Origin of the sequence: Blastomonas fulva (assembly GCF_003431825.1) — a bacterium.
Classification (GTDB): domain Bacteria; phylum Pseudomonadota; class Alphaproteobacteria; order Sphingomonadales; family Sphingomonadaceae; genus Blastomonas; species Blastomonas fulva.
On sequence record NZ_CP020083.1, the window covers coordinates 834,465 to 853,291 of the forward strand.

Annotated in this window: 17 protein-coding genes; 11 read left to right on the forward strand and 6 right to left on the reverse strand. The window is 65.7% G+C overall.

Annotated elements, in window-relative coordinates:
• The first annotated feature begins 4 nt into the window (after window positions 1-4).
• The 6 genes from B5J99_RS04010 to B5J99_RS04035 all read left to right on the forward strand — a co-directional run bounded on the left by B5J99_RS04010 (window position 5) and on the right by B5J99_RS04035 (window position 5,663).
• Window positions 5-1,123: a flagellar basal body P-ring protein FlgI gene (locus B5J99_RS04010; protein ID WP_054135674.1), complete on the forward strand. Its 1,119-nt coding sequence runs from the start codon at window positions 5-7 to the stop codon at window positions 1,121-1,123.
• 5 nt (window positions 1,124-1,128) lie between these two features.
• Entirely contained in the window at window positions 1,129-1,485 is a 357-nt protein-coding gene (locus tag B5J99_RS04015; protein ID WP_117353348.1) for a rod-binding protein, read from the forward strand.
• Window positions 1,482-2,813, forward strand: a complete 1,332-nt coding sequence (gene flgK, locus B5J99_RS04020) for a flagellar hook-associated protein FlgK (RefSeq protein WP_069050912.1) — start codon at window positions 1,482-1,484, stop codon at window positions 2,811-2,813. Before B5J99_RS04015 ends, flgK begins: the two co-directional genes overlap by 4 nt.
• 17 nt (window positions 2,814-2,830) lie before the next feature.
• Window positions 2,831-3,682, forward strand: coding sequence for a flagellin (locus B5J99_RS04025; protein WP_117351554.1), 852 nt, complete (start codon window positions 2,831-2,833; stop codon window positions 3,680-3,682).
• Between the two features lie 136 nt (window positions 3,683-3,818).
• Window positions 3,819-4,682, forward strand: a complete 864-nt coding sequence (gene motA, locus B5J99_RS04030; RefSeq protein WP_054135677.1) for a flagellar motor stator protein MotA — start codon at window positions 3,819-3,821, stop codon at window positions 4,680-4,682.
• Between the two features lie 3 nt (window positions 4,683-4,685).
• Window positions 4,686-5,663 (forward strand): flagellar motor protein MotB, encoded by a 978-nt coding sequence (locus B5J99_RS04035; protein ID WP_069050913.1) that lies wholly within the window; start codon window positions 4,686-4,688, stop codon window positions 5,661-5,663.
• 5 nt (window positions 5,664-5,668) lie between these two features.
• Here the strand turns inward: B5J99_RS04035 and B5J99_RS04040 are convergent, their stop codons facing one another.
• The 4 genes from B5J99_RS04040 to B5J99_RS04055 all read right to left on the reverse strand — a co-directional run bounded on the left by B5J99_RS04040 (window position 5,669) and on the right by B5J99_RS04055 (window position 8,948).
• The gene (locus B5J99_RS04040) at window positions 5,669-5,944 is read right to left on the reverse strand and encodes a BrnA antitoxin family protein (protein ID WP_211337874.1); all 276 of its coding nucleotides are present in this window, start codon (window positions 5,942-5,944) and stop codon (window positions 5,669-5,671) included.
• Window positions 5,931-6,194, reverse strand: a complete 264-nt coding sequence (locus B5J99_RS04045) for a BrnT family toxin (protein ID WP_117351558.1) — start codon at window positions 6,192-6,194, stop codon at window positions 5,931-5,933. The genes B5J99_RS04040 and B5J99_RS04045 overlap by 14 nt, the downstream gene beginning before the upstream one ends.
• 55 nt (window positions 6,195-6,249) lie before the next feature.
• Window positions 6,250-7,083 (reverse strand): DUF815 domain-containing protein, encoded by an 834-nt coding sequence (locus B5J99_RS04050; protein ID WP_117351560.1) that lies wholly within the window; start codon window positions 7,081-7,083, stop codon window positions 6,250-6,252.
• A gap of 128 nt (window positions 7,084-7,211) precedes the next feature.
• Window positions 7,212-8,948 carry an acyl-CoA dehydrogenase family protein gene (locus B5J99_RS04055; RefSeq protein WP_069050917.1) on the reverse strand — a complete coding sequence of 579 codons (1,737 nt, stop codon included), beginning with the start codon at window positions 8,946-8,948 and terminating at the stop codon, window positions 7,212-7,214.
• Between the two features lie 48 nt (window positions 8,949-8,996).
• On the opposite strand from B5J99_RS04055, the gene B5J99_RS04060 reads away from it, so the two are divergent.
• The 5 genes from B5J99_RS04060 (at window position 8,997) to B5J99_RS04080 (ending at window position 16,601) form a co-directional block, all read left to right on the forward strand.
• A complete protein-coding gene (locus B5J99_RS04060; protein WP_117351562.1) occupies window positions 8,997-9,962 on the forward strand; it encodes an L-threonylcarbamoyladenylate synthase in 966 nt (321 codons plus the stop codon).
• Window positions 9,963-10,042: 80 nt separating this feature from the next.
• Entirely contained in the window at window positions 10,043-12,676 is a 2,634-nt protein-coding gene (gene pepN / locus B5J99_RS04065) for an aminopeptidase N (protein ID WP_117351563.1), read from the forward strand.
• A gap of 200 nt (window positions 12,677-12,876) precedes the next feature.
• Complete coding sequence (gene pgeF, locus B5J99_RS04070) at window positions 12,877-13,650, forward strand: peptidoglycan editing factor PgeF (protein ID WP_117351564.1); 774 nt, start codon at window positions 12,877-12,879, stop codon at window positions 13,648-13,650.
• A gap of 151 nt (window positions 13,651-13,801) precedes the next feature.
• Window positions 13,802-15,205, forward strand: a complete 1,404-nt coding sequence (locus tag B5J99_RS04075; protein ID WP_117351565.1) for an SLC13 family permease — start codon at window positions 13,802-13,804, stop codon at window positions 15,203-15,205.
• 70 nt (window positions 15,206-15,275) lie between these two features.
• Window positions 15,276-16,601: a cystathionine gamma-synthase family protein gene (locus tag B5J99_RS04080; RefSeq protein ID WP_054135685.1), complete on the forward strand. Its 1,326-nt coding sequence runs from the start codon at window positions 15,276-15,278 to the stop codon at window positions 16,599-16,601.
• A 56-nt stretch (window positions 16,602-16,657) separates the two neighbouring features.
• On the opposite strand, the gene B5J99_RS04085 is transcribed toward B5J99_RS04080, so the two are convergent.
• Window positions 16,658-17,839, reverse strand: a complete 1,182-nt coding sequence (locus B5J99_RS04085) for a glycosyltransferase family 4 protein (protein WP_069050922.1) — start codon at window positions 17,837-17,839, stop codon at window positions 16,658-16,660.
• A 56-nt stretch (window positions 17,840-17,895) separates the two neighbouring features.
• On the reverse strand, window positions 17,896-18,825 hold the full coding sequence (locus B5J99_RS04090; protein ID WP_054135687.1) for a hemolysin family protein: 930 nt from the start codon (window positions 18,823-18,825) through the stop codon (window positions 17,896-17,898).
• Between the last annotated feature and the right edge of the window lie 2 nt (window positions 18,826-18,827).

An 18,827-nucleotide genomic window follows, 5' to 3' on the forward strand; every position in this document is an offset into this window, starting at 1 on the left:
TGACATGACCCTTTCCTTCCCCCAAATGGTTCGCGCGCTGACCGCGCTGGCGCTGGCACTGCTGGCGGCCGTGCAGCCTGCTCATGCCGAGCGGATCAAGGATCTGGGCGGATTCCAGGGCCTTCGTGCCAACCAGCTCACCGGCTATGGCATCGTCGTGGGGCTTCCGGGCACCGGCGACGACAATCTGCAATATGCGACGCTGGCGATGCGCGGTGTGACCAACCGCTTCGGCCTGTCGCTGCCGCCGGGGCTCAACCCCGCCACCCGCAACGCTGCTGCCGTGATGGTGACGGCAGAGCTGCCGCCGATGGCCAAGCCCGGCCAGCGGCTGGATGTCACCGTGTCCGCGATCGGCCAGGCCAAGTCGCTGCGCGGCGGCACGCTGATCATGATGCCGCTGCTCGGTGCCGACGGCCAGATCTATGCCATGGCGCAGGGCAACCTCGCCGTGGGCGGGCTGGGCGTGACCGGCGCAGACGGGTCCAACACCGTCGTCAACATTCCCTCGGTGGGCCGCATCGCTGCGGGCGCCACGGTCGAACGCGTGGTCGAGACCGGCTTCGAGCAGACCCCCTATCTGCTGTTCAACCTGACCGATGCCGACCTCACCACCGCGATGCGCGTGGCCGACGCGATCAACAGCCAGTTTGGCTATGCGCTCGCGGTCGCCAATGACGCGGTCTCGGTGCGCATCGCAGCGCCCGTCACCGCGCAGGAGCGCGTGCTGATGATGTCCCGGATCGAGAATATCGCGGTCACCCCGGCAGAGGCCGCAGCGAAAGTAATTGTTAATGCCCGCACCGGCACGGTCGTTATCAATGGCGCAGTGCGGATTAGCCCTGCCGCAGTCAGCCATGGCAAGCTGACCGTGAAAGTGCAGGAAGCCCCGACTGTCGTTCAGCCCGCGCCCTTCAGCGATGGCCAGACCGCCGTGGAACAGCGCAGCCAGATCGAAATCGAAGAACAGACCAACCCGGCGTTCGAGATCACAAAAGGTGCAAACTTGTCGGAGATTGTCGAGACTATCAATGCCATCGGTGCATCGCCCAGTGATCTGGCCGCGATCCTGGAAGCATTGAAGCAGGCCGGCGCTCTGAAGGCGGAGCTGGTGATACTGTGACCGTGATGCCCGCCTCTGCCGCGTTCCCGCTGGCCCGTACCAGCGCTGCGCTGCCGCTCGGCAAGCCCGCCGCGTCCGCTGCCGGTGCCGCATCCGCGACCGCGTCTGCTGCAGCCGGTGCGACCGGCGATGCCAGGACGCAGGAACTGCGCAAGGCTGCCGAATCGTTCGAGGCGGTGTTCCTGCGCCAGATGATCGGCGCGATGCGCAGCGCCACCAAGGGCGACACGCTGCTGGGGTCCGACGCCGGCAACCAGTTCCGCGACCTCATGGATTCGCGGCTTGCCGACGACATGGCCGGCAAGCAGAGCTTCGGTATTGCCGAGATGGTGCTCAAGCAGTTCGGGGTGGATGACAAATGAGCGACCTGCTGGGCATCGGCCGTTCGGGCCTGCGAGCCTATGCGCGCTCGATGGAAACCGTGTCGCACAACATCGCGAACGCGGAGAACCCCGATTATGTCCGCCGCACCACGCTGCTTGCCGACGCAACCGTGTCGGGCAAGCTCAACCCGCTTTACAGCGCGCAGACCGGGCTCAACGGCGTGCGGATCGACAGCGTCTCACGCTCGTCGGACGAGTTTCTCGAGGCGCAGGTCCGCCAGTCGGGCGCCTCGCGCATCCGCACGGAGACCCAGGCCAGCTGGATGGAGCGGATCGAGACCAATCTCGACAATGCCGGGTCCAATGTCGGTACCCGGCTCAACAGCTTTTTCGGTCGCGGCGAGGAACTGGCCGCAGCCCCGTTCGACAGCGCGCTGAGGCTGACCTTCCTGAGCGAGATGGAATCGGTGGTCGATTCATTCCGCCGCACATCGCGGAGCCTCGAGCTGACCCGCGACCAGGTGAGCCAGACCGCGGATCTCGAAGCGCTGACGCTCAATTCGGCACTCGAGAACCTCAACGAGATCAACCTCAACATCACCCGCACCCCGGTGGGCACCGATGCGCATGCCGGACTGCTCGACGCGCGCGATTCGATGCTCGCGGTTATCAGCGAGAAGCTGGACGCCACCGTCGCGCTTTCGGGCAACGGCACCGCCACCGTGACCTATGACGGCCAGACGCTGGCCGGGGTCAACATCGCCTCCACCGTCACGGTCGCCACCAATGCCGATGGCAGCCTGGGCATCCTGATCGACGGCAACGCCGCCCGCTCGCCCAGCAACGGATCGCTCGCAGGGCTCAGCCGCGCGGGCGCGACCGCGCAGACCCGGCTGACCGAACTGGAGGCGCTTGCCCGCCAGTATGTCGACGACGTCAACGCCTGGCAGGCCAATGGCCGCACCGATGCAGGCACCGCAGGCGGTCCGCTGCTCGCGATGACCGGTGGCGTTTCGACGCTGGCAGTCACCACCACCGCGATCGCCGATCTGGCGCTGGCCAGCGCCGATGGCGCGCCCAACGGCAATCTGCTGAACATGCCGGCACTGCGCACCGCAGACGGCGTAGAGACGCGCTGGAACAATTTCATGGCAGGCCACGCCACCGCGCTCGCCTCGATCCGCAGCGAGGCCGCCGCCGCCACCGCGCTCGACAGCAGCGCGCGCAGGCAGCGCGACAGCGTGTCGCGGGTCGAGCTCGACCGCGAAGCCGCCGACCTGATCCGGCTGCAACAGGCCTATGAAGCGTCGGCCCGCGTGATCCAGATCGCGCGTGAAACGCTCCAGTCCATTCTGTCGATTTTTTGAGGCCGGGATAAGATAACATGGTCCAGTCAGTGAACCGCTACCGTGCTCCCGAGGCTGTCGCCCAACAGATCCAGCTGAGCCAGCTGATCGCCAAGCAGCAGGCGCTGGTCGGCGGCGAAAGCCGGGTCGCCCGGCCGTCCGACGATCCCAAGGCATGGCTCGAAGTCGCCAACATCTCGCAGTTCCAGACCAACGAAGCGGCGTGGACCAACAACCTGGGCCGCGCCGAAACCCGCGCGAGCCAGGCCGAGGCCAGTCTCAACACCATCGTCAGCGGCCTGATCCGCACGCGCGAGCTGCTGCTCCAGGCCAATTCGGGCACGATCTCTCCCACCGATCCGGAATCGCTGGCGCTGGAAGTGGACGGGCTTGCCTCGGACTTCGGTGATGCGCTCAACCAGCGCGACAATTATGGCGGCCAGCTGTTCGGCAGCGGTCCGCCGATCCGTGTGCCGATCAGCGACGGGCGCACCACGGTGGCGTCCCCCAATCTGGATACGGTGCGCGAGGGAATTCCCGTGGGCGGCGGGGCGACAGCCTCGCTCGACGAGATCATGGCCGCGACCGCGGATTCGATCCGCAACGGCGATGGCGCGGATCGCGCCGCGCAGCTCACTGCGCTCGATGGCGCGCTCAACCGCATGACCCAGCTGCTCACTCAGCAGGGCGTAGTCCGCACCACGCTGGAATCGACCCGCGACCAGCTCGAACAGAGCAAATTGTCGCTTGCCGGGCGCCGATCGGAGCTTTCGGATGCCAATGTCACCGAAGCTTTGACCCGGCTGCAGTCGCTGATGACCAATCTGCAGGCAACCCAGGCGGTTTACGGCCAGATATCGCAACAGAACCTGTTCGATTATCTCCGTTAACGAAAAATCGTTATTTATTAACCCTGTTTTGCCCTTAACCACGACTGGCGAAAGCCGTTCTACGATCTGAACGGGCCGATTTGCGGCCCAATTGCGCCACCTTCGTGGTGCGATTTATCGGATCGAGGGAACCGCCATGTTCGCTGCTATTGGCTTTGTCGTCCTGATTGTCATGGTGTTCGGCGGTTTCATTATCGCCGGGGGCAGCATGGGCGTCATCCTGCACGCCTTGCCGCTGGAAATGATGATCATCGGCGGCGCAGCTGCGGGCTCCATGCTGATCGGCAACTCCGGATCGCACCTCAAGGCCATCGGCGGCGGCGTCATGACGGCGTTCAAGGGCTCCAAATACAAGAAGCAGGATTTTCTCGACTGCATCTTCCTGGTGTCCAAGCTGATGAAGATGCTGCGCACGGAAGGCCCGGTGGCACTGGAACCGCATATCGAGGATCCGGCCAGCTCGCCGGTGTTTTCCGAATATCCCACGCTGCTCAAGGATTCGACGCTGGTCCACCTGATCTGCGATTCGCTGCGTCTGGTCGTCGTCTCGTCGGGCCAGCTCGATCCGCACGCGGTGGAGGACGTCGTCGATCAGGCGATCAAGACCCACCATCATGAAGCCATCGCACCTGCCGACGGCCTGCAGAACCTCGCCGATGCGCTGCCCGCACTGGGCATCGTCGCGGCGGTTCTCGGCATCGTCAAGACGATGGGTTCGATCGACAAGCCGCCCGCCATTCTGGGCGAGATGATCGGTTCGGCACTGGTGGGAACGTTCCTGGGGATTTTCCTGGCCTATGGCCTGGTCGGTCCGCTTGCCAACCGCTGCCGCCAGGTGATCGAGGCCGATGGCGCGATGTACCACGTTGCCAAACAGATCATCATCGCATCCTTGCACGGCCACCCGCAGCCGCTGGTCATCGAGGCCGCGCGCTCGAGCCTGGGCCATGCCAACCAGCCGACGTTCGCCGACGTGTTCGACGGCATGCGGGGTCGTTAAGCCATGGCCGCCAAGCGCAAGCCCGATCCGGTCGAGAATGTTCGCCCGATCATCGTCAAGAAGATCATCGAGGAAGGCCATGGCGGCCATCACGGCGGTGCTTGGAAGGTGGCCTATGCCGACTTCGTGACCGCAATGATGGCGTTCTTCCTGCTGATGTGGCTGCTTGGCGCCACCGAGGAAAAGGACCGCAAGGCGATTGCCGACTATTTCGCGCCCACGATGGTGCAGTTGAAGAACGGCAGCGCGGGCACCAACGGCCTGTTCGGCGGCGAATCGATCGTCGATCGCGACAGCTATGCCAAGCGCGCGTCACAGACCGGCACCCGAGCGATCACCATTCCGCAGGATGCAACCGGCACCAATGACGACAAGGGCAAGGCGGCACGCAGCGCGCAGCAGGCGCAGTTCGAGCAGCTGAAGAAGGAAATCGAGCAGCGGCTAGAAGCGCGCAAGGACCTGCAGAAGCTGATGAAGAACGTCCGCTTCACCGACACGCGCGAGGGTCTGCGGATCGATCTGGTCGACGAGGCGGACTTCAGCATGTTCGCATTGTCCACCGACGCACTGGTGCCCAAGGCCGCCGAACTGCTGCGCGAGGTGGCGCAGGTCATCAACGGCATGCCCAATCCGGTGATCATCCGCGGGCACACCGATGCGCTGCCTTATGCCTCGGGCAAGACGATGAACAACTGGATGCTCTCGACCGCGCGCGCCGAGGCGACCCGCAAGGCGCTGGTGGTGGGCGGGATCAACCCCGGCCAGGTCGCGCGCATCGAGGGCGTGGCCGACAAGGAGCCGTTCAACCCGCAGGACCGCAACGATCCCGCCAACCGCCGCATGTCGATCACGCTTGCCTTTACGGGCAGCGCAGCCGGCGCGGCTGGTGCATCGGGAGCACCTCTGCCCGGAAGCTCAGGCGGATCGACCGCGCCTGCCCTGCCTTCAAGGCCGGTACCGGCACCGGTGCCGAAGAAATAGGAAGACTAAAGCCCGGCTGCGCGGCGCAGGGCATCGTTCATCCGGGTCTGCCAGCCCGGTCCGGCCGCCTTGAACTTCTCGATCACCTCACGATCGAGGCGCAAGGCCACCTGCTGCTTGGAATCAGCCTTGGTAGAGCCTTTCGGCCTGCCCGGCTGGCGCACGAGAAGCGCGATCCGTTCAGCGTCGAACAATTCATCGGCTGGCCGGGCAAGTCCGAAATCTTCCTCGGTCCATTCCGGATTTTCATCGAAATCGTGGGGAGGTTTAGGCTTGCTCATATCGGCGCATTTCCTTTTCATGGGCCCGGCGAAAACTGATCAGGCGAAATCCATCATCGGTTTGCGTGAAGACAATGCAGTGGCCCTGGCCATCGATCCGGCCAAAGGCACGGTATCGGATCTCGCCATAGTCGAACCGGTCATCCACACGGATTTCGGGGTCGGTATCGAAACCTGCAAAATCTTCAAACGACAGCCCATGCTGGGCCACGTTCAGCCGGTCTTTTGCGGGGTCGCAGGTGATTTCCACCTATTTAATGTAGATGCAATTTAAGCCACGCGCAAGACGCGTCCATCGCCGTCGATCACACCACCCGCCCCGCGCGCCCGGCCAGTTCGACGACATAGTGCCAGGCGATGCGGCCCGAGCGGGCGCCGCGCTGTTTTGACCAGCGCAGTGCGTCTTCGGTGTCGAAATGCAGACCATACGCCTGCGCATAGCCAGCGATCATCGCGAGGTATGTGTCCTGATCGCAGGCATGGAAGCCGAGGCTCAGCCCGAACCGGTCGGCGAGCGCCATCCGGTCGTCGACCGCATCGCGCGGGTTGAGCGGATCGTCCTGTTCGCTCATATGCCGCTCGACGATCGCGCGGCGATTGGAGGTGACGGCAAGACGGACGTTGCCGGGGCGTGCCATTGCGCCGCCCTCCAGCAGCGAGCGGAGCGACCGCGCCGCGCTGCTCGCCTCGGGCCCATCGAAGCCGATATCGTCGATGAACACGACAAAGCGACGCTCGATGATGCCGAGCTGGTCGAACAAGGCGGGGAGCGTGGCGAGCGCGTCGGGTCCGCCGCCTGCCTGTACCAGCGCGATGGGTGCGTCTTTCGCCTGCAGCGCGGCGACCGCCGCCTTGACCAAGGCCGACTTTCCCATGCCGCGCGCGCCCCAGAGCAGCGCGTCGTGCGCAGGAAGCCCGGCGGCATGACGCCGGATGTTTTCGGCAAGGCTCGCCTTCTGCGCATCGATACCGACCAGCCGGTTGAGGGAGACGGCCTGCAGGTCGCGCACCGCAAGCCCGGTGGCCCCGCTCCAGACATAGGCAGGCGCGGCGTTCCAGTCTGTCGGCGGCAGCGGCGGCGGCGCCATGCGCTCGAGCGCAGCGGCGATGCGGGCGAGGGGGTCGGTGGGGTCAGTCATGTCCTAGTCCCCATTTTCCTCACCCCCGCGGAGGCGGGGGCCCCGCTGCCTTCTCGGCACAAAGCGCAGAAGCGGGATTCCCGCGTTCGCGGGAATGACGGGAAAAGGCGTTCGGAGACAGAAACCCCTCACCCCGCCAGGGCTTCGGCATCGAGCGCGTAAAGCAGCTCCGCGCCCGCCATCGCCGCGGCCTTCAGCCCGCTTGCCTCGGGCACCATGCGATCCAGATAAAAACGCGTCGTGACCAGCTTGGCGCTGAGGAAGTCGGCATTGCCCTCGCCTGCGTCCAGCATCGCCTCGGCGGCGCGTTGCTGCTTGAGCATCAGCCAGCCGCTCGTCATCACCGCCATCATCGTGCAATAGGGATAGCTTCCCGCGAGCCGGTCATCGACGCTCGCGCCCACCATGTATTCGGTGACCTCGGCGCAATCGCCCGCCAGCGCCGAGAGCGCAGGATGGTTGCCGCAATCGGCCTGCACATTGGCGATCAGCGAGCGCACGACATCGCCGCCGCCCATGCCCAGCTTGCGCCCGACAAGGTCCGCCGCCTGGATGCCGTTGGTGCCCTCGTAAATCTGCGCGATCCGGATATCGCGGTAATATTGCGCCGCGCCGGTCTCCTCAACATAGCCCATGCCGCCATGCACCTGCACGCCCAATGAGGCGATCTCACTGCCCATGTCGGTGCCATAGGTCTTGGCGAGCGGGGTCAGCAGATCGACCATGTCGCGCGCGCCGTCGACGCCCAGGTTCGCGCGGTCGACATAGCCCGATGCGAAATAGAGCAATGCACGGATCGCCTCGGTGCCCGCCTTCATCCGCAGCAGCATGCGGCGGACATCGGGATGCTCGATGATCGCGACGGGATCGCGGCCGCCACCGGCGCGCGCCGACTGCACGCGCTCGCGCGCGAACCACATCGCCTTCTGCGTCGCGCCCTCGGCAATCTGCACGCCCTGCAGCCCCACATTGAGCCGCGCGTTGTTCATCATCGTGAACATCGCGCGCATTCCGCCGAATTCGGGGCCGATTAGCTCGCCGATGCTTTCCCCTTCCTCGCCGAACTGCAGCACGCAGGTGGGCGAGGCGTTGATCCCCATCTTGTGCTCGATCGACACGGTCTTGACGCCGTTCGCCTCGCCGGGATTGCCGTCTGCATCGAGCCGGTACTTGGGGACGAGGAACAGCGAGATGCCCTTGGTGCCCGCAGGCGCATCGGGGGTGCGCGCCAGCACCAGGTGGATGATATTGTCGGCCATGTCATGGTCGCCGAACGAGATGTAGATCTTCTGCCCCTTGATTGCATAGGTGCCGTCGCCGCGCGGGGTGGCGGTGGCGCGCAAGGCCCCCACATCGCTGCCCGCCTGCGGTTCTGTGAGGTTCATCGTGCCGGTCCACTCGCCGGTCGCGAGCCTGGGGAGATACAGAGCCTGCTGCTCTGCGCTGCCATGATGGTGCAGCGCCTCGATCGCGCCGACGGTGAGGATCGGGCAGAGCGCGAACGCCATGTTGGCCGCGCCCAGCGAATCCAGCGCGACGGTGGCGAGCGAAAACGGCAGGCCTTGGCCGCCATGATCGGCAGGAGCGCTCAGCGCGCTCCATCCGGCCTCGACATAATGCTGATACGCGTCGCGAAAGCCTTCGGGCATCTTCACCGCGCCATCGATCAGCCTTGCGCCCACGGTGTCGCCGATGCGGTACAGCGGCGCGAACTCGCCCGCCGCAAACTCGCCCACGCCCTCGACGATCGCCTCGACCAGATCGGGGGTCGCCTCGGCAAAGCGTTCGAACGACGCCAGCTCCTCGATGCCGGTGATGGTCTTGAGCACGAACAGCTGTTCGGTGGTCGGTGCGCTGAATGTCATGTCTTTTCCCTGCTGTGCCTTGCGTCCTCGCGCTGTATAGGCACCAACATGCCCGCTTCCAAGCCTTCAGACACGCAGATCATGCCCGCCGACGACGCCGCGATCGCCCGCGCGGTGGCGATCCTGCGCGAAGGCCGTCCGGTCGCGCTGCCCACCGAAACGGTCTATGGCCTCGCCGCGGATGCCGCGCGCGCCGATGCCGTAGCGGCGATCTATCGCACCAAGGGCAGGCCCGATTTCAACCCGCTGATCGTGCACGTGCCGGATATGGACGCCGCGCGGCGCCTCGCCTTTTTCGACGAGCGTGCAGAAAAACTTGGCCAAGCCTTCTGGCCGGGTCCGCTGACATTGGTCCTGCCGCTGGCGGACGACGCATCGGTTGCTCCTGCTGTGACCGCCGGCCTGGCGACAATCGCGCTGCGCTGCCCGGCGCACCCGGTGATGCGCGGCGTGCTGACCGCTGGCGGCATGTTGCTCGCCGCGCCCTCGGCCAACCGAAGCGGGGGGATAAGCCCGACCACCGCGGCGCATGTCGCAGCAAGCCTGGGCGATGCCGTTCCTCTGATCCTGGATGGCGGACCGTGCACCGCAGGGCTGGAATCGACGATAGTTGCGCTGCGCAACTTTGGGGGCGCCGCGGCAGGCTGGCAGCTGCTGCGCCCGGGCCCGATCGACCCCGCTGAAATCGCTGCGCTGCTGGGCGAGGCCCCGCTGCCGCTGACCGATCACGCGATCGAGGCGCCCGGACAGCTCGCCAGCCATTATGCGCCGAGCAAGCCCGTGCGATTGGGCGCGGCGCAGGCCGGGCCGGACGAATGGCTGATCGGCTTTGGCGAGGTTCAGGGCGACGACACGCTGTCTGCAGCCGGCGATCTCGCCGAGGCGGCGGCGAACCTCTATGCCGCGCTGCATCGCGCCGATGCTTCGCCCCGGCTGCGCATCGCGGTGGCGCCGGTGCCGGGCGACGGCATGGGCGCTGCGATCAACGACCGGTTGCGCCGCGCGGCCGCCTAGGTCCTGCGCCTGCCGGGGCAAACACCGCGCGCCCCGAAAACGGCGTGACGCGGCCTGCGCCGGGCATTAGGGTTGCGGCCATGGCAGACATCCAACCCGCAACCGCCACTCCGGCATCGCTTCAGGCCCCGGCCGAACCCGTGGTCATCCGCCGCGCCGATTACCAGCCGCCCGACTGGTGGGTGAAGACGGTCGCGCTCGAATTCGACCTCGATCTGTCCGCCACCCAGGTGTCCGCCACGCTGCAGATCGAGCGCAATGGCGATCACGAGCGGCCGCTGCGGCTGGACTGCGACGGCGCGCTGCCCGGCTCGATCAGCGTGGATGGGGTGGCAGCCAACTGGCGTCACGAGGGCGACGGGATCGCGGTCGATGTCTCCGCCCCCCGCGCCACCGTGCACCTCACCACGCAGATCGCGCCTGATACCAATACCCAGCTGATGGGTCTGTTCGCCTCGAACGGCATGCTGTGCACCCAGTGCGAGGCCGAGGGCTTCCGCCGGATCATCCCGTTCGTCGACCGGCCCGACAACATGGCGGTGTACGAGGTGCTGCTGCGCGCCGACAAGGCCCGCTTCCCGGTGCTGCTCGCCAACGGGGCGCTGGTCGATGCCGGCGATCTCGAAGACGGGCGCCACTACGCCCGCTGGCACGATCCGCACCCCAAGCCGAGCTATCTGTTCGCATTGGTCGCGGGCGATCTGGTGGCAACACGCGACCATTTCACCACCAGGAGCGGTGCGCCGGTCGAGCTTGCGATCTATGTCCGCGAGGGCGACGAGGGCCGCACCGCGCATGCGATGCAGGCGCTCAAGGCCTCGATGGAATGGGACGAGCGCGTCTATGGCCTGGAATACGACCTGCCGGTGTTCAACATCGTTGCGGTCAGCGATTTCAATATGGGGGCGATGGAGAACAAGGGCCTCAACATCTTCAACTCGCGCTACATCCTGGCCGATCCCGATACCGCGACCGATTATGATTACGACGCCATCGAGGGCGTGGTCGCGCACGAGTATTTCCACAACTGGTCGGGCAACCGCGTCACCTGCCGCGACTGGTTCCAGCTGAGCCTGAAAGAGGGCTTCACGGTCTATCGCGACCAGTGCTTTTCCGCCGACATGGGGTCGGAAGCGGTCAAAAGGATCGAGGACGTAAGGATGCTGCGCGCGACGCAGTTTCCCGAGGATGCCGGGCCGCTGGCGCACCCGATCCGCCCCGACAGCTATATGGAGATCAGCAACTTCTACACCTCGACGATCTACAACAAGGGTGCCGAAGTCATCCGCATGATGGCGACGATGGCGGGGCCCGAGCGCTTTCGCGCGGGCTGCGACCTGTATTTCGCGCGCCACGACGGCGAAGCTGCGACCTGCGAGCAGTTCGTCCGGGCAATGGAGGACGGCGCCGGGCTCGATCTTGGCCAGTTCCGCCGCTGGTACGAACAGGCGGGCACCCCGCAGGTGCAGGCGCGGCTCGAACATGATGCCGACAGCGCGACCGCGACTCTGCATCTGCGCCAGCAATTCTCGCCCACCCCAGGCCAGCAGGACAAGCCGCTGATGCCGATCCCGCTGCGCACCGCGCTGATCGATCGCGACATGAAGGCGCATCGCGGCGAGCAGCTGGTGCTGCTTACCCAGAGCGAGCAGAGCGTGACCTTTACCGGCTTTGCCCGCCCGCCGGTGCTGTCGATCAACCGTGGCTTTTCCGCACCAGTGACGATGGATGTCGCGCGGCGCAGCGGCGACCTGTTGTTTCTGGTGCGCCACGATGATGATCCGTTCGCCCGCTATGAGGCGCTGCAGCAATTGGTGATCGACCGTCTGATCGCGGATATCGGCGAAGAGGGCGCCGCAGCCGAGCGCGCCGCGGCGCTTGAGGACATATTGTCGGTGTTCGGCGATCTGGTCAGCGACCAGAGGCTCGACGATTCGATGCGCACCGAGATCCTCAGCCTGCCGACCGAGGCGTTCCTGGGCGAGCAGATGCTGATCGTGCGCCCCGAGGCGATCCATGATGCGCGCCGCGCCCTGCGCAAGGCGATCGGGACGCGGCTGATCGACCAGTGGCGGATCGTGCACGAACGCGCCTCGGCTGTGCCCTATTCGCTCAGCCGCGAGGCGCGCGGCGCGCGCAAGATCAAGTCGCTGGCCTTGGGCTATATCGCCTCGGCCGAAGCCGCCGATGCCGCGACCATCGCCTTTGGCCAGTTCGCGCAGGCCGACAACATGACCGACCGGCAGGGCGCGACGATGGTGCTGGCGAGCATGGCCTGCGACGAACGCGAGACCGCGCTCGACAGCTTCTACAACCGCTATCAGGGCAATGCGCTGGTCATCGACAAATGGTTCTCGCTGCAGACCGGCTCGTCGCACGCCAAGGTGTACGAGCAGACTCTCGAGCTTATCCGGCACAAGGATTTCACGCTGACCAACCCCAACCGGGTGCGCGCGCTCTACTGGCCGTTCGTCTCAAACCAGGCGGCGTTCCATCATGCCAGCGGACGCGGCTATGAGCTGCTGACGGACCTCATCCTGCGGCTGGACCCGATCAACCCGCAGACCACCGCGCGCTTCATCGCACCTTTGGGTCGCTGGCGGCGGTTCGACGAGGATCGGGCGGCAAAGATGCGCGGGTGCCTCGAGCGAATCCTCGCGCAGCCAGGGCTTTCGAAGGACACGACGGAACAGGTAGTGAAGAGCCTTGAATAGGTCCTTCTCCCGGTGGGAGAAGGATACGAAGCCTTGCAGATCCTGAGCTTGTCGAAGGAGATGCTAGGCGCAGTTGGATGAGGGTGACGGGCGGTTGCCCTATAGCCGCCCTGCCCTCACCCAGCTTCGACTAATTCGCTGCGCTCATAAGTCTGCGCAGCCCTCTCCCTCCACGGGAGAGGGGTAACGGGAAACGCATCTTGACCAATACTGACCTCCCCCTCCTCACCTCGCCTGCCCTCGGTGCAATAGCGCACGGCTTCACCGGGCGGCGCGGCGGCGTTTCGACCGGGCTGGTGGCGGGACTAAACGTCGGGTTGGGTTCGGACGATGATCCGGCAGCGGTGGCGCAAAACCGCAGGCTGGCGACAGAGGCGATCTTGCCCGGTGGGGCTTTGGTGACGCTGCATCAGGTGCACAGCGCCGATGTCATCCGCGTCAACGCAGCGATCCCCATCGATGACCGCCCCAAAGCCGACGCGATGATCACCGACCGGCCCGGGTTGCTGCTGGGCGTGCTGGGTGCGGATTGCCCGCCGATCCTGTTCGCGGACGAGGCGGCGCAGATCATCGGCGCAGCGCATTCGGGCTGGAAGGGGGCGTTTGCCGGGGTTGGCGAGGCGACGGTCGCCGCGATGGAAAAGCTCGGCGCGGATCGGACGCGGATCGTCGCGGCGATCGGCCCATGCATCCAGCAGAAAAGCTATGAGGTCGATAGCGGCTTCTACGTCCGTTTCTGCGAGGCCGATCCCGAAAACGAGCGCTTCTTCCGCGAAGGCAGGCCCGATCACTACCAGTTCGATCTGGAGGGCTTCATCGCATCGCGGCTGGCGCAATGCGGTATCGGCACGGTGCATGTGAGCGGGGTGGACACCTATTCGGATGCGGCCGGCTATTACAGCTTCCGCCGCGCGACACATCGTGGCGAGCCGGACTATGGCCGACAGATGGGGGCGATCGGGTTGCGATCCTGACTCTCCCCTCCCGCTCGCGGGAGGGGTGGCAGAGCCGAAGGCGAAGCCGGGGTGGGGCTGCAGTCTTGCCTTTTCAGGCCCACCCCGGTTCTGCAAGCTGAACCTGCCCCTCCCGCAAGCGGGAGGGAAGACAAGAGGGAACACGTTCGCATTGACCAACATCTGGGGCCTCATCATCGGCATCGCGGGTTTCGCGCTGACCCTTGTCACGCCCGCGCCGGGCGGGATGGAACCGCAGGCGTGGAGCACCGCGGGGCTGGTGTGGTGGATGGCGGCATGGTGGATGACGCAGGTCGTGCCCCTGACCGTCACCGCACTGCTGCCGTTCGTGGTGCTGCCGCTGACCGGGGTGATGAGCGCCAACGACATCGCGGCGGAATATTACTCGCCGATCCTGTTCCTGATCCTGGGCGGCGCGTTTCTGGCGCTGGCGATCGAGCGGGTGGGGCTGCACAAGAGGCTCGCGCTCGCGATCGTCAACCGATCGGGGCACACCTCGGCGCAACTGCTGTTCGCGTTCATGATCGCGACCGCGACGCTTTCGCTGCTGATCTCGAACACCTCGACCACCCTGATCATGGTGCCGATCGCCAGCGCGGTGCTGCTCGCGGGCAATGTGCCTGAGGGCGAGACCGAGGGGCTTCCCGGCGCGCTGATGATGGGCATCGCCTTTGCCGCGTCGATCGGTGGCCTTGGGACCTTGGTCGGATCGCCGACCAATGCGATTGCCGCAGGTCTGCTCGAGAAGACCACCGGCCTGCAGATCGGCTTTGCCGAATGGGCGGCGTACGGCATGCCGATCGTGATCCTTTCGGTGCCGATCGCGGCCTATATCCTTGCCCGTGTGCAGAAGCTCAGCCGCCACCCCTTCGATGTCGATGCCGCGCGCAGCGCGATCGCCCGGCAGGACCAGTGGAGCGTTTCCGAGCGGCGGCTGGTGCCGGTGATCGTCTTGGTGGTGGTCGCGTGGATCCTGCAGCCCTGGTTCAGCGACATGCTGCCTGCAGGCGCGCTCACCGACGGAACGATCGCGGTGATTGCAGGGATTGCTTTGTTCATCCTGCCCGATGGCACCGGTCGCCCGATGCTGGTGTGGAAGGAGGCCAACCGCGCGCCGTGGGATGTGATCATGATGTTCGGCGGCGGGCTGGCGCTCGCAGCCGGGATCGGCGCGTCGGGGCTGGACAGCTGGATCGGAACCGTGCTCGAGCCGCTGGCGGGCGTGCCGCTGATCGTGATCGCACTCGCGCTGACCGCTTTGGTCGTGCTGGTCACCGAGTTTGCCAGCAATGTCGCCACCGCGAGCGGGGTGATGCCGGTGGTCGCGGCGCTGATCGTGACCCTGGGGGTCGATCCGGTGCTGCTGGCGATGCCGGTGGCGATGGCGGCGAGCTGGGGCTTCATGCTGCCCTCGGGCACAGGTCCCAACGCCATCGCCTGGGCCAGCGGCAATATCTCGCTGCCGCGCCAGCTGAAGGCCGGACTGATGCTCGATATCGCAGGCGTTCCCCTCATGGTCGGCACGATCTGGGTGGTTTCCTTTGTAATCAGTTGAGTGCTCGGGCATAGATGGCGGCAGAACAAGGGACGGGCCAAAGCCCCGCCCAGACCGCAGGAACCCAATCATGACCGACACTCCGATCAAGCCGATCACCACCCCCACCCCGCGCCGCAAACCCAAGCCCAAGGTGGCGACATTGGGCGGACGCAAGCTCAAGCCCGCCACCTTGATGATGGGCCATGGCTTCGACCCGGTGCTCTCCGAAGGATCGCTGAAAGCCCCGATCTTCCTCACCTCGACTTTCGCGTTCGAGAACGCAGCGGCGGGCAAGCGCCATTTCGAAGGGCTGACCGGCAAGCGTCCCGGCGGTGCCGAGGGCCTGGTCTATTCGCGTTTCAACGGCCCCAATCAGGAGATTCTCGAGGATCGGCTGAGCATCTGGGACGATGCCGAAGATTCGCTGGTCTTCTCCAGCGGCATGTCGGCCATAGCGACGCTGCTGCTCGCTTATTGCAGCAACAACGATGTCATCGTCCATTCGGGTCCGCTTTATGCCGCGACCGAGACGATGATCGCGCGCATCCTGTCGCGCTTCGGCATCACCTATCTCGACTTCCCCGCAGGCGCGACCCGCGAGGAAATCGACATGGTGATGGAACAGGCGAAGGACATGGCGACCAGGCAGGGCGGCCGCGTGGCGATGATCTATCTGGAAAGCCCCGCCAACCCGACCAATGCGCTGGTTGATATCGAGGCGGTGGCAGCCTCGCGCGACGCGGTGCTGGGCGGCGAGACCCCGACCCCGATCGCGATCGACAACACCTTCCTGGGTCCGCTGTGGCAGCAGCCTTTGCACCATGGCGCGGACATCGTCGTCTACAGCCTCACCAAATATGTCGGTGGGCACAGCGATCTGGTCGCAGGCGGGCTTTCGGGCCCCAAGAAGTGGATGGACCCGGTGCGCGCGCTGCGCAACACCATCGGCACGATCTGCGATCCCAACACCGCCTGGATGCTGATGCGGTCGCTCGAAACGGTCGAGCTGCGCATGAACCGCGCGGGCGAGAACGCGGCAAAGGTCTGCGAATTCCTCGCGCAGCACCCCAAGGTCGATGGCCTAGGCTATCTGGGCATGATCCACGATGCGCGCCAGCAGGACATCTTCGACCGGCATTGCTCGGGCGCGGGATCGACCTTCTCGCTGTTCATCAAGGGCGGTGAGGCCGAGAGCTTCCGCTTCCTCGATTCGATGGTGATCGCCAAGCTGGCCGTCAGCCTGGGCGGCACCGAGACGCTCGCCAGCCACCCTGCGGCGATGACCCATCTGTCGGTGCCCGATGCGCGCAAGGCGGCGCTGGGGATCACCGACAATCTGGTGCGCATCTCGATCGGCGTGGAAGACCCCGACGACCTGATCGCCGATTTCGAACAGGCGCTCGAAGCGGTGTGATCTTGTGTCCGGCCCTCGGCGTGTCCGGGGGCCGGACAGCTTTCAGCGGCTCATTTCTAGCGGATGGCGCGGTAGGGAACGCCGCCGCTTCCCGCCTGGCGTTGGCGGATCAGGCGGATATAGGTCGCGGCCAGTCCGCCGTTGATCCGGTCCCAGCTGTATTTCTCGCTGCGCCGAACACCGGCCATGCCATGCGCGTGGCGCAGTTCGGGATTGCCGCAATAGGCCTGCAGCGCATCGGCGAATTCCACCGTGGCCCCTGGGCGCACCAACTGGCCGGTCACGCCATGCTCGACCAGGCTTTCGCTGCCGGTCGCGCGCGCGGCGACCACGGGCAATCCGCACGCCATGGCCTCAAGCGTCACGTTGCCGAAGGTCTCGGTGATCGAGGGGTTGAAGAACAGATCCATGCTGGCGACCGCACGGCCCAGATCCGCCCCGCCCTGAAAGCCTGCGAACACCGCGCCGGGAAGCCGCGATTCGAACCAGCCGCGCGCGGGCCCCTCGCCCACCACCAGCACCTGATGCGGCACGTTGCGGCGGATCAGCCGGTCGATGGTGTCTGAGAACACATCGAGGCCCTTTTCCATCACCAGCCGGCCGAGAAAGCCGATCACCGGGACATCGTCCTTCAGCCCCAGGCTGCGGCGCCAGTCCATGTCGCGCACTTGCGGGTTGAAGATGTGCTTGTCGACGCCGCGCGACCAGATGCCGACATCATAGCTCATCCGCTGTTCGCGCAGCACCTGCGCCATCGAATCGGACGGCGCGACGATGGCGTCGCACTTGCGGTACAGGCGGCGCAGGATCGCCTCGAGCACCGGCTCCAGAAACGCCATGTTGTAATAGCGCGGATAGGTCTCGAACCGGGTGTGCACCGACCCCAGCACCGGCAGGTTGTGCTTCTGCGCCCAGCGCACCGCGCTGTGCCCGGCGCTGTCCGGGCTGGAGACATGCACGATGTTGGGCGCGAAGCGGTTGAGGTCCTTCTTGATCGACGGCGGCAGCAACGTGGTGACGCGATATTCGCTGCGCCCCGGGATCGGCAGCGAGGGCAGGCTCACCAGATCGCCCGCAGGCTCGAACGCCGGGGTCTTGGTGGTGGGCGAGTAGACGCGCACCGCCGCGCCATGGTCGAGCAGCCAGCCCACCAGCCTGTTGAGAGCCTGGTTGGCGCCATCGCGCACGTAATTGTAGTTGCCGCTGAACAGCGCGATGCGAAGATCGGAAATATCCATGATCGCCCCGCCTTAGGCGCGCGCCGACCGAAAAGCCAGAGCGCGTGGGCCGCCGCTCACGCCTCTGCCACGGCCTGTTCGACCGGTGGCAGCAGGCGAATGCGCGTGACCCGGCGTTCGTCGCCATCGACGATCTCCAGCCGCCAGCCGCTTTCGTGGTCCAGGATGCGTCCGGGCGCGGGCACCTCGCCCGCCAGGATGAAAGCCAGCCCGCCCAGCGTGTCGACATCCTCGTCGATCTCGCCCAGCGCGGAATCGATCAGCTTGGCGACATCGTCGAGCTCGGCGCGGGCATCCGCGTCCCAGCTGCCGTCCTCGCTGCGGGTCACCAAGGTCTCGGGCTCGTCGTCGTGCTCATCCTCGATGTCACCGACGATTTCCTCGACCAGATCCTCGATCGTCACCAGCCCCTCGGTGCCCGAATATTCGTCGATGACGATGGCAAGGTGCGTGCGTGTCTGGCGCATTTCGGCAAGCAGATCGAGCACGCCCATGGTTTCGGGAACGAAGCGTGGCTGGCGGATCAGATTGTCCCAGGTCTCGGGCCGCTGGCCATCGGTGGCGATGATCGGGAAGACGTCCTTGATATGGACCATGCCGACGATGTGATCGAGCGAGCCTTCGTACACCGGCACGCGGCTGTGACCGTGTTCGGCGAAGATCTGGACCAGCGCATCGAAGCTGGCGTGCTTGTCGATGGCGATGATGTCGCTGCGCGGCACCGCGACATCGTCGACGTCGTGCTCGCTGAAGTGCAGCAGGTTACGCAGCATCTCGCGCTCGACGCGGGACAGGTCTCCCTTGGCGGAAGCTCCGTCGCCATCGTCATCATCCTCATGCTCGTCGATGGCCTCTTCGAGCTGGGCGCGCAACGACTGGTCGTGGCTTTCTCCGAACAGCAGGGCCTTCAGACCCCGCCAAATTCGCCCCGTGCCCTCGTCGTTCGCAGCGGATTTACCGCCGCCATTACTGTCTCCGTCTGCCATGA

Coding starts and splice junctions, on each gene's coding strand:
- B5J99_RS04090 (WP_054135687.1), bottom strand. CDS start 18,825: ATGGCAGACGGAGACAGTAATGGCGGCGGTAAATCCGCTGCGAACGAC.
- B5J99_RS04055 (WP_069050917.1), bottom strand. CDS start 8,948: ATGACATTCAGCGCACCGACCACCGAACAGCTGTTCGTGCTCAAGACC.
- B5J99_RS04010 (WP_054135674.1), top strand. CDS start 5: ATGACCCTTTCCTTCCCCCAAATGGTTCGCGCGCTGACCGCGCTGGCG.
- flgK (WP_069050912.1), top strand. CDS start 1,482: ATGAGCGACCTGCTGGGCATCGGCCGTTCGGGCCTGCGAGCCTATGCG.
- B5J99_RS04035 (WP_069050913.1), top strand. CDS start 4,686: ATGGCCGCCAAGCGCAAGCCCGATCCGGTCGAGAATGTTCGCCCGATC.
- pepN (WP_117351563.1), top strand. CDS start 10,043: ATGGCAGACATCCAACCCGCAACCGCCACTCCGGCATCGCTTCAGGCC.
- B5J99_RS04085 (WP_069050922.1), bottom strand. CDS start 17,839: ATGGATATTTCCGATCTTCGCATCGCGCTGTTCAGCGGCAACTACAAT.
- motA (WP_054135677.1), top strand. CDS start 3,819: ATGTTCGCTGCTATTGGCTTTGTCGTCCTGATTGTCATGGTGTTCGGC.
- B5J99_RS04080 (WP_054135685.1), top strand. CDS start 15,276: ATGACCGACACTCCGATCAAGCCGATCACCACCCCCACCCCGCGCCGC.
- B5J99_RS04050 (WP_117351560.1), bottom strand. CDS start 7,083: ATGACTGACCCCACCGACCCCCTCGCCCGCATCGCCGCTGCGCTCGAG.
- B5J99_RS04025 (WP_117351554.1), top strand. CDS start 2,831: ATGGTCCAGTCAGTGAACCGCTACCGTGCTCCCGAGGCTGTCGCCCAA.
- B5J99_RS04015 (WP_117353348.1), top strand. CDS start 1,129: ATGCCCGCCTCTGCCGCGTTCCCGCTGGCCCGTACCAGCGCTGCGCTG.
- B5J99_RS04060 (WP_117351562.1), top strand. CDS start 8,997: ATGCCCGCTTCCAAGCCTTCAGACACGCAGATCATGCCCGCCGACGAC.
- B5J99_RS04040 (WP_211337874.1), bottom strand. CDS start 5,944: ATGAGCAAGCCTAAACCTCCCCACGATTTCGATGAAAATCCGGAATGG.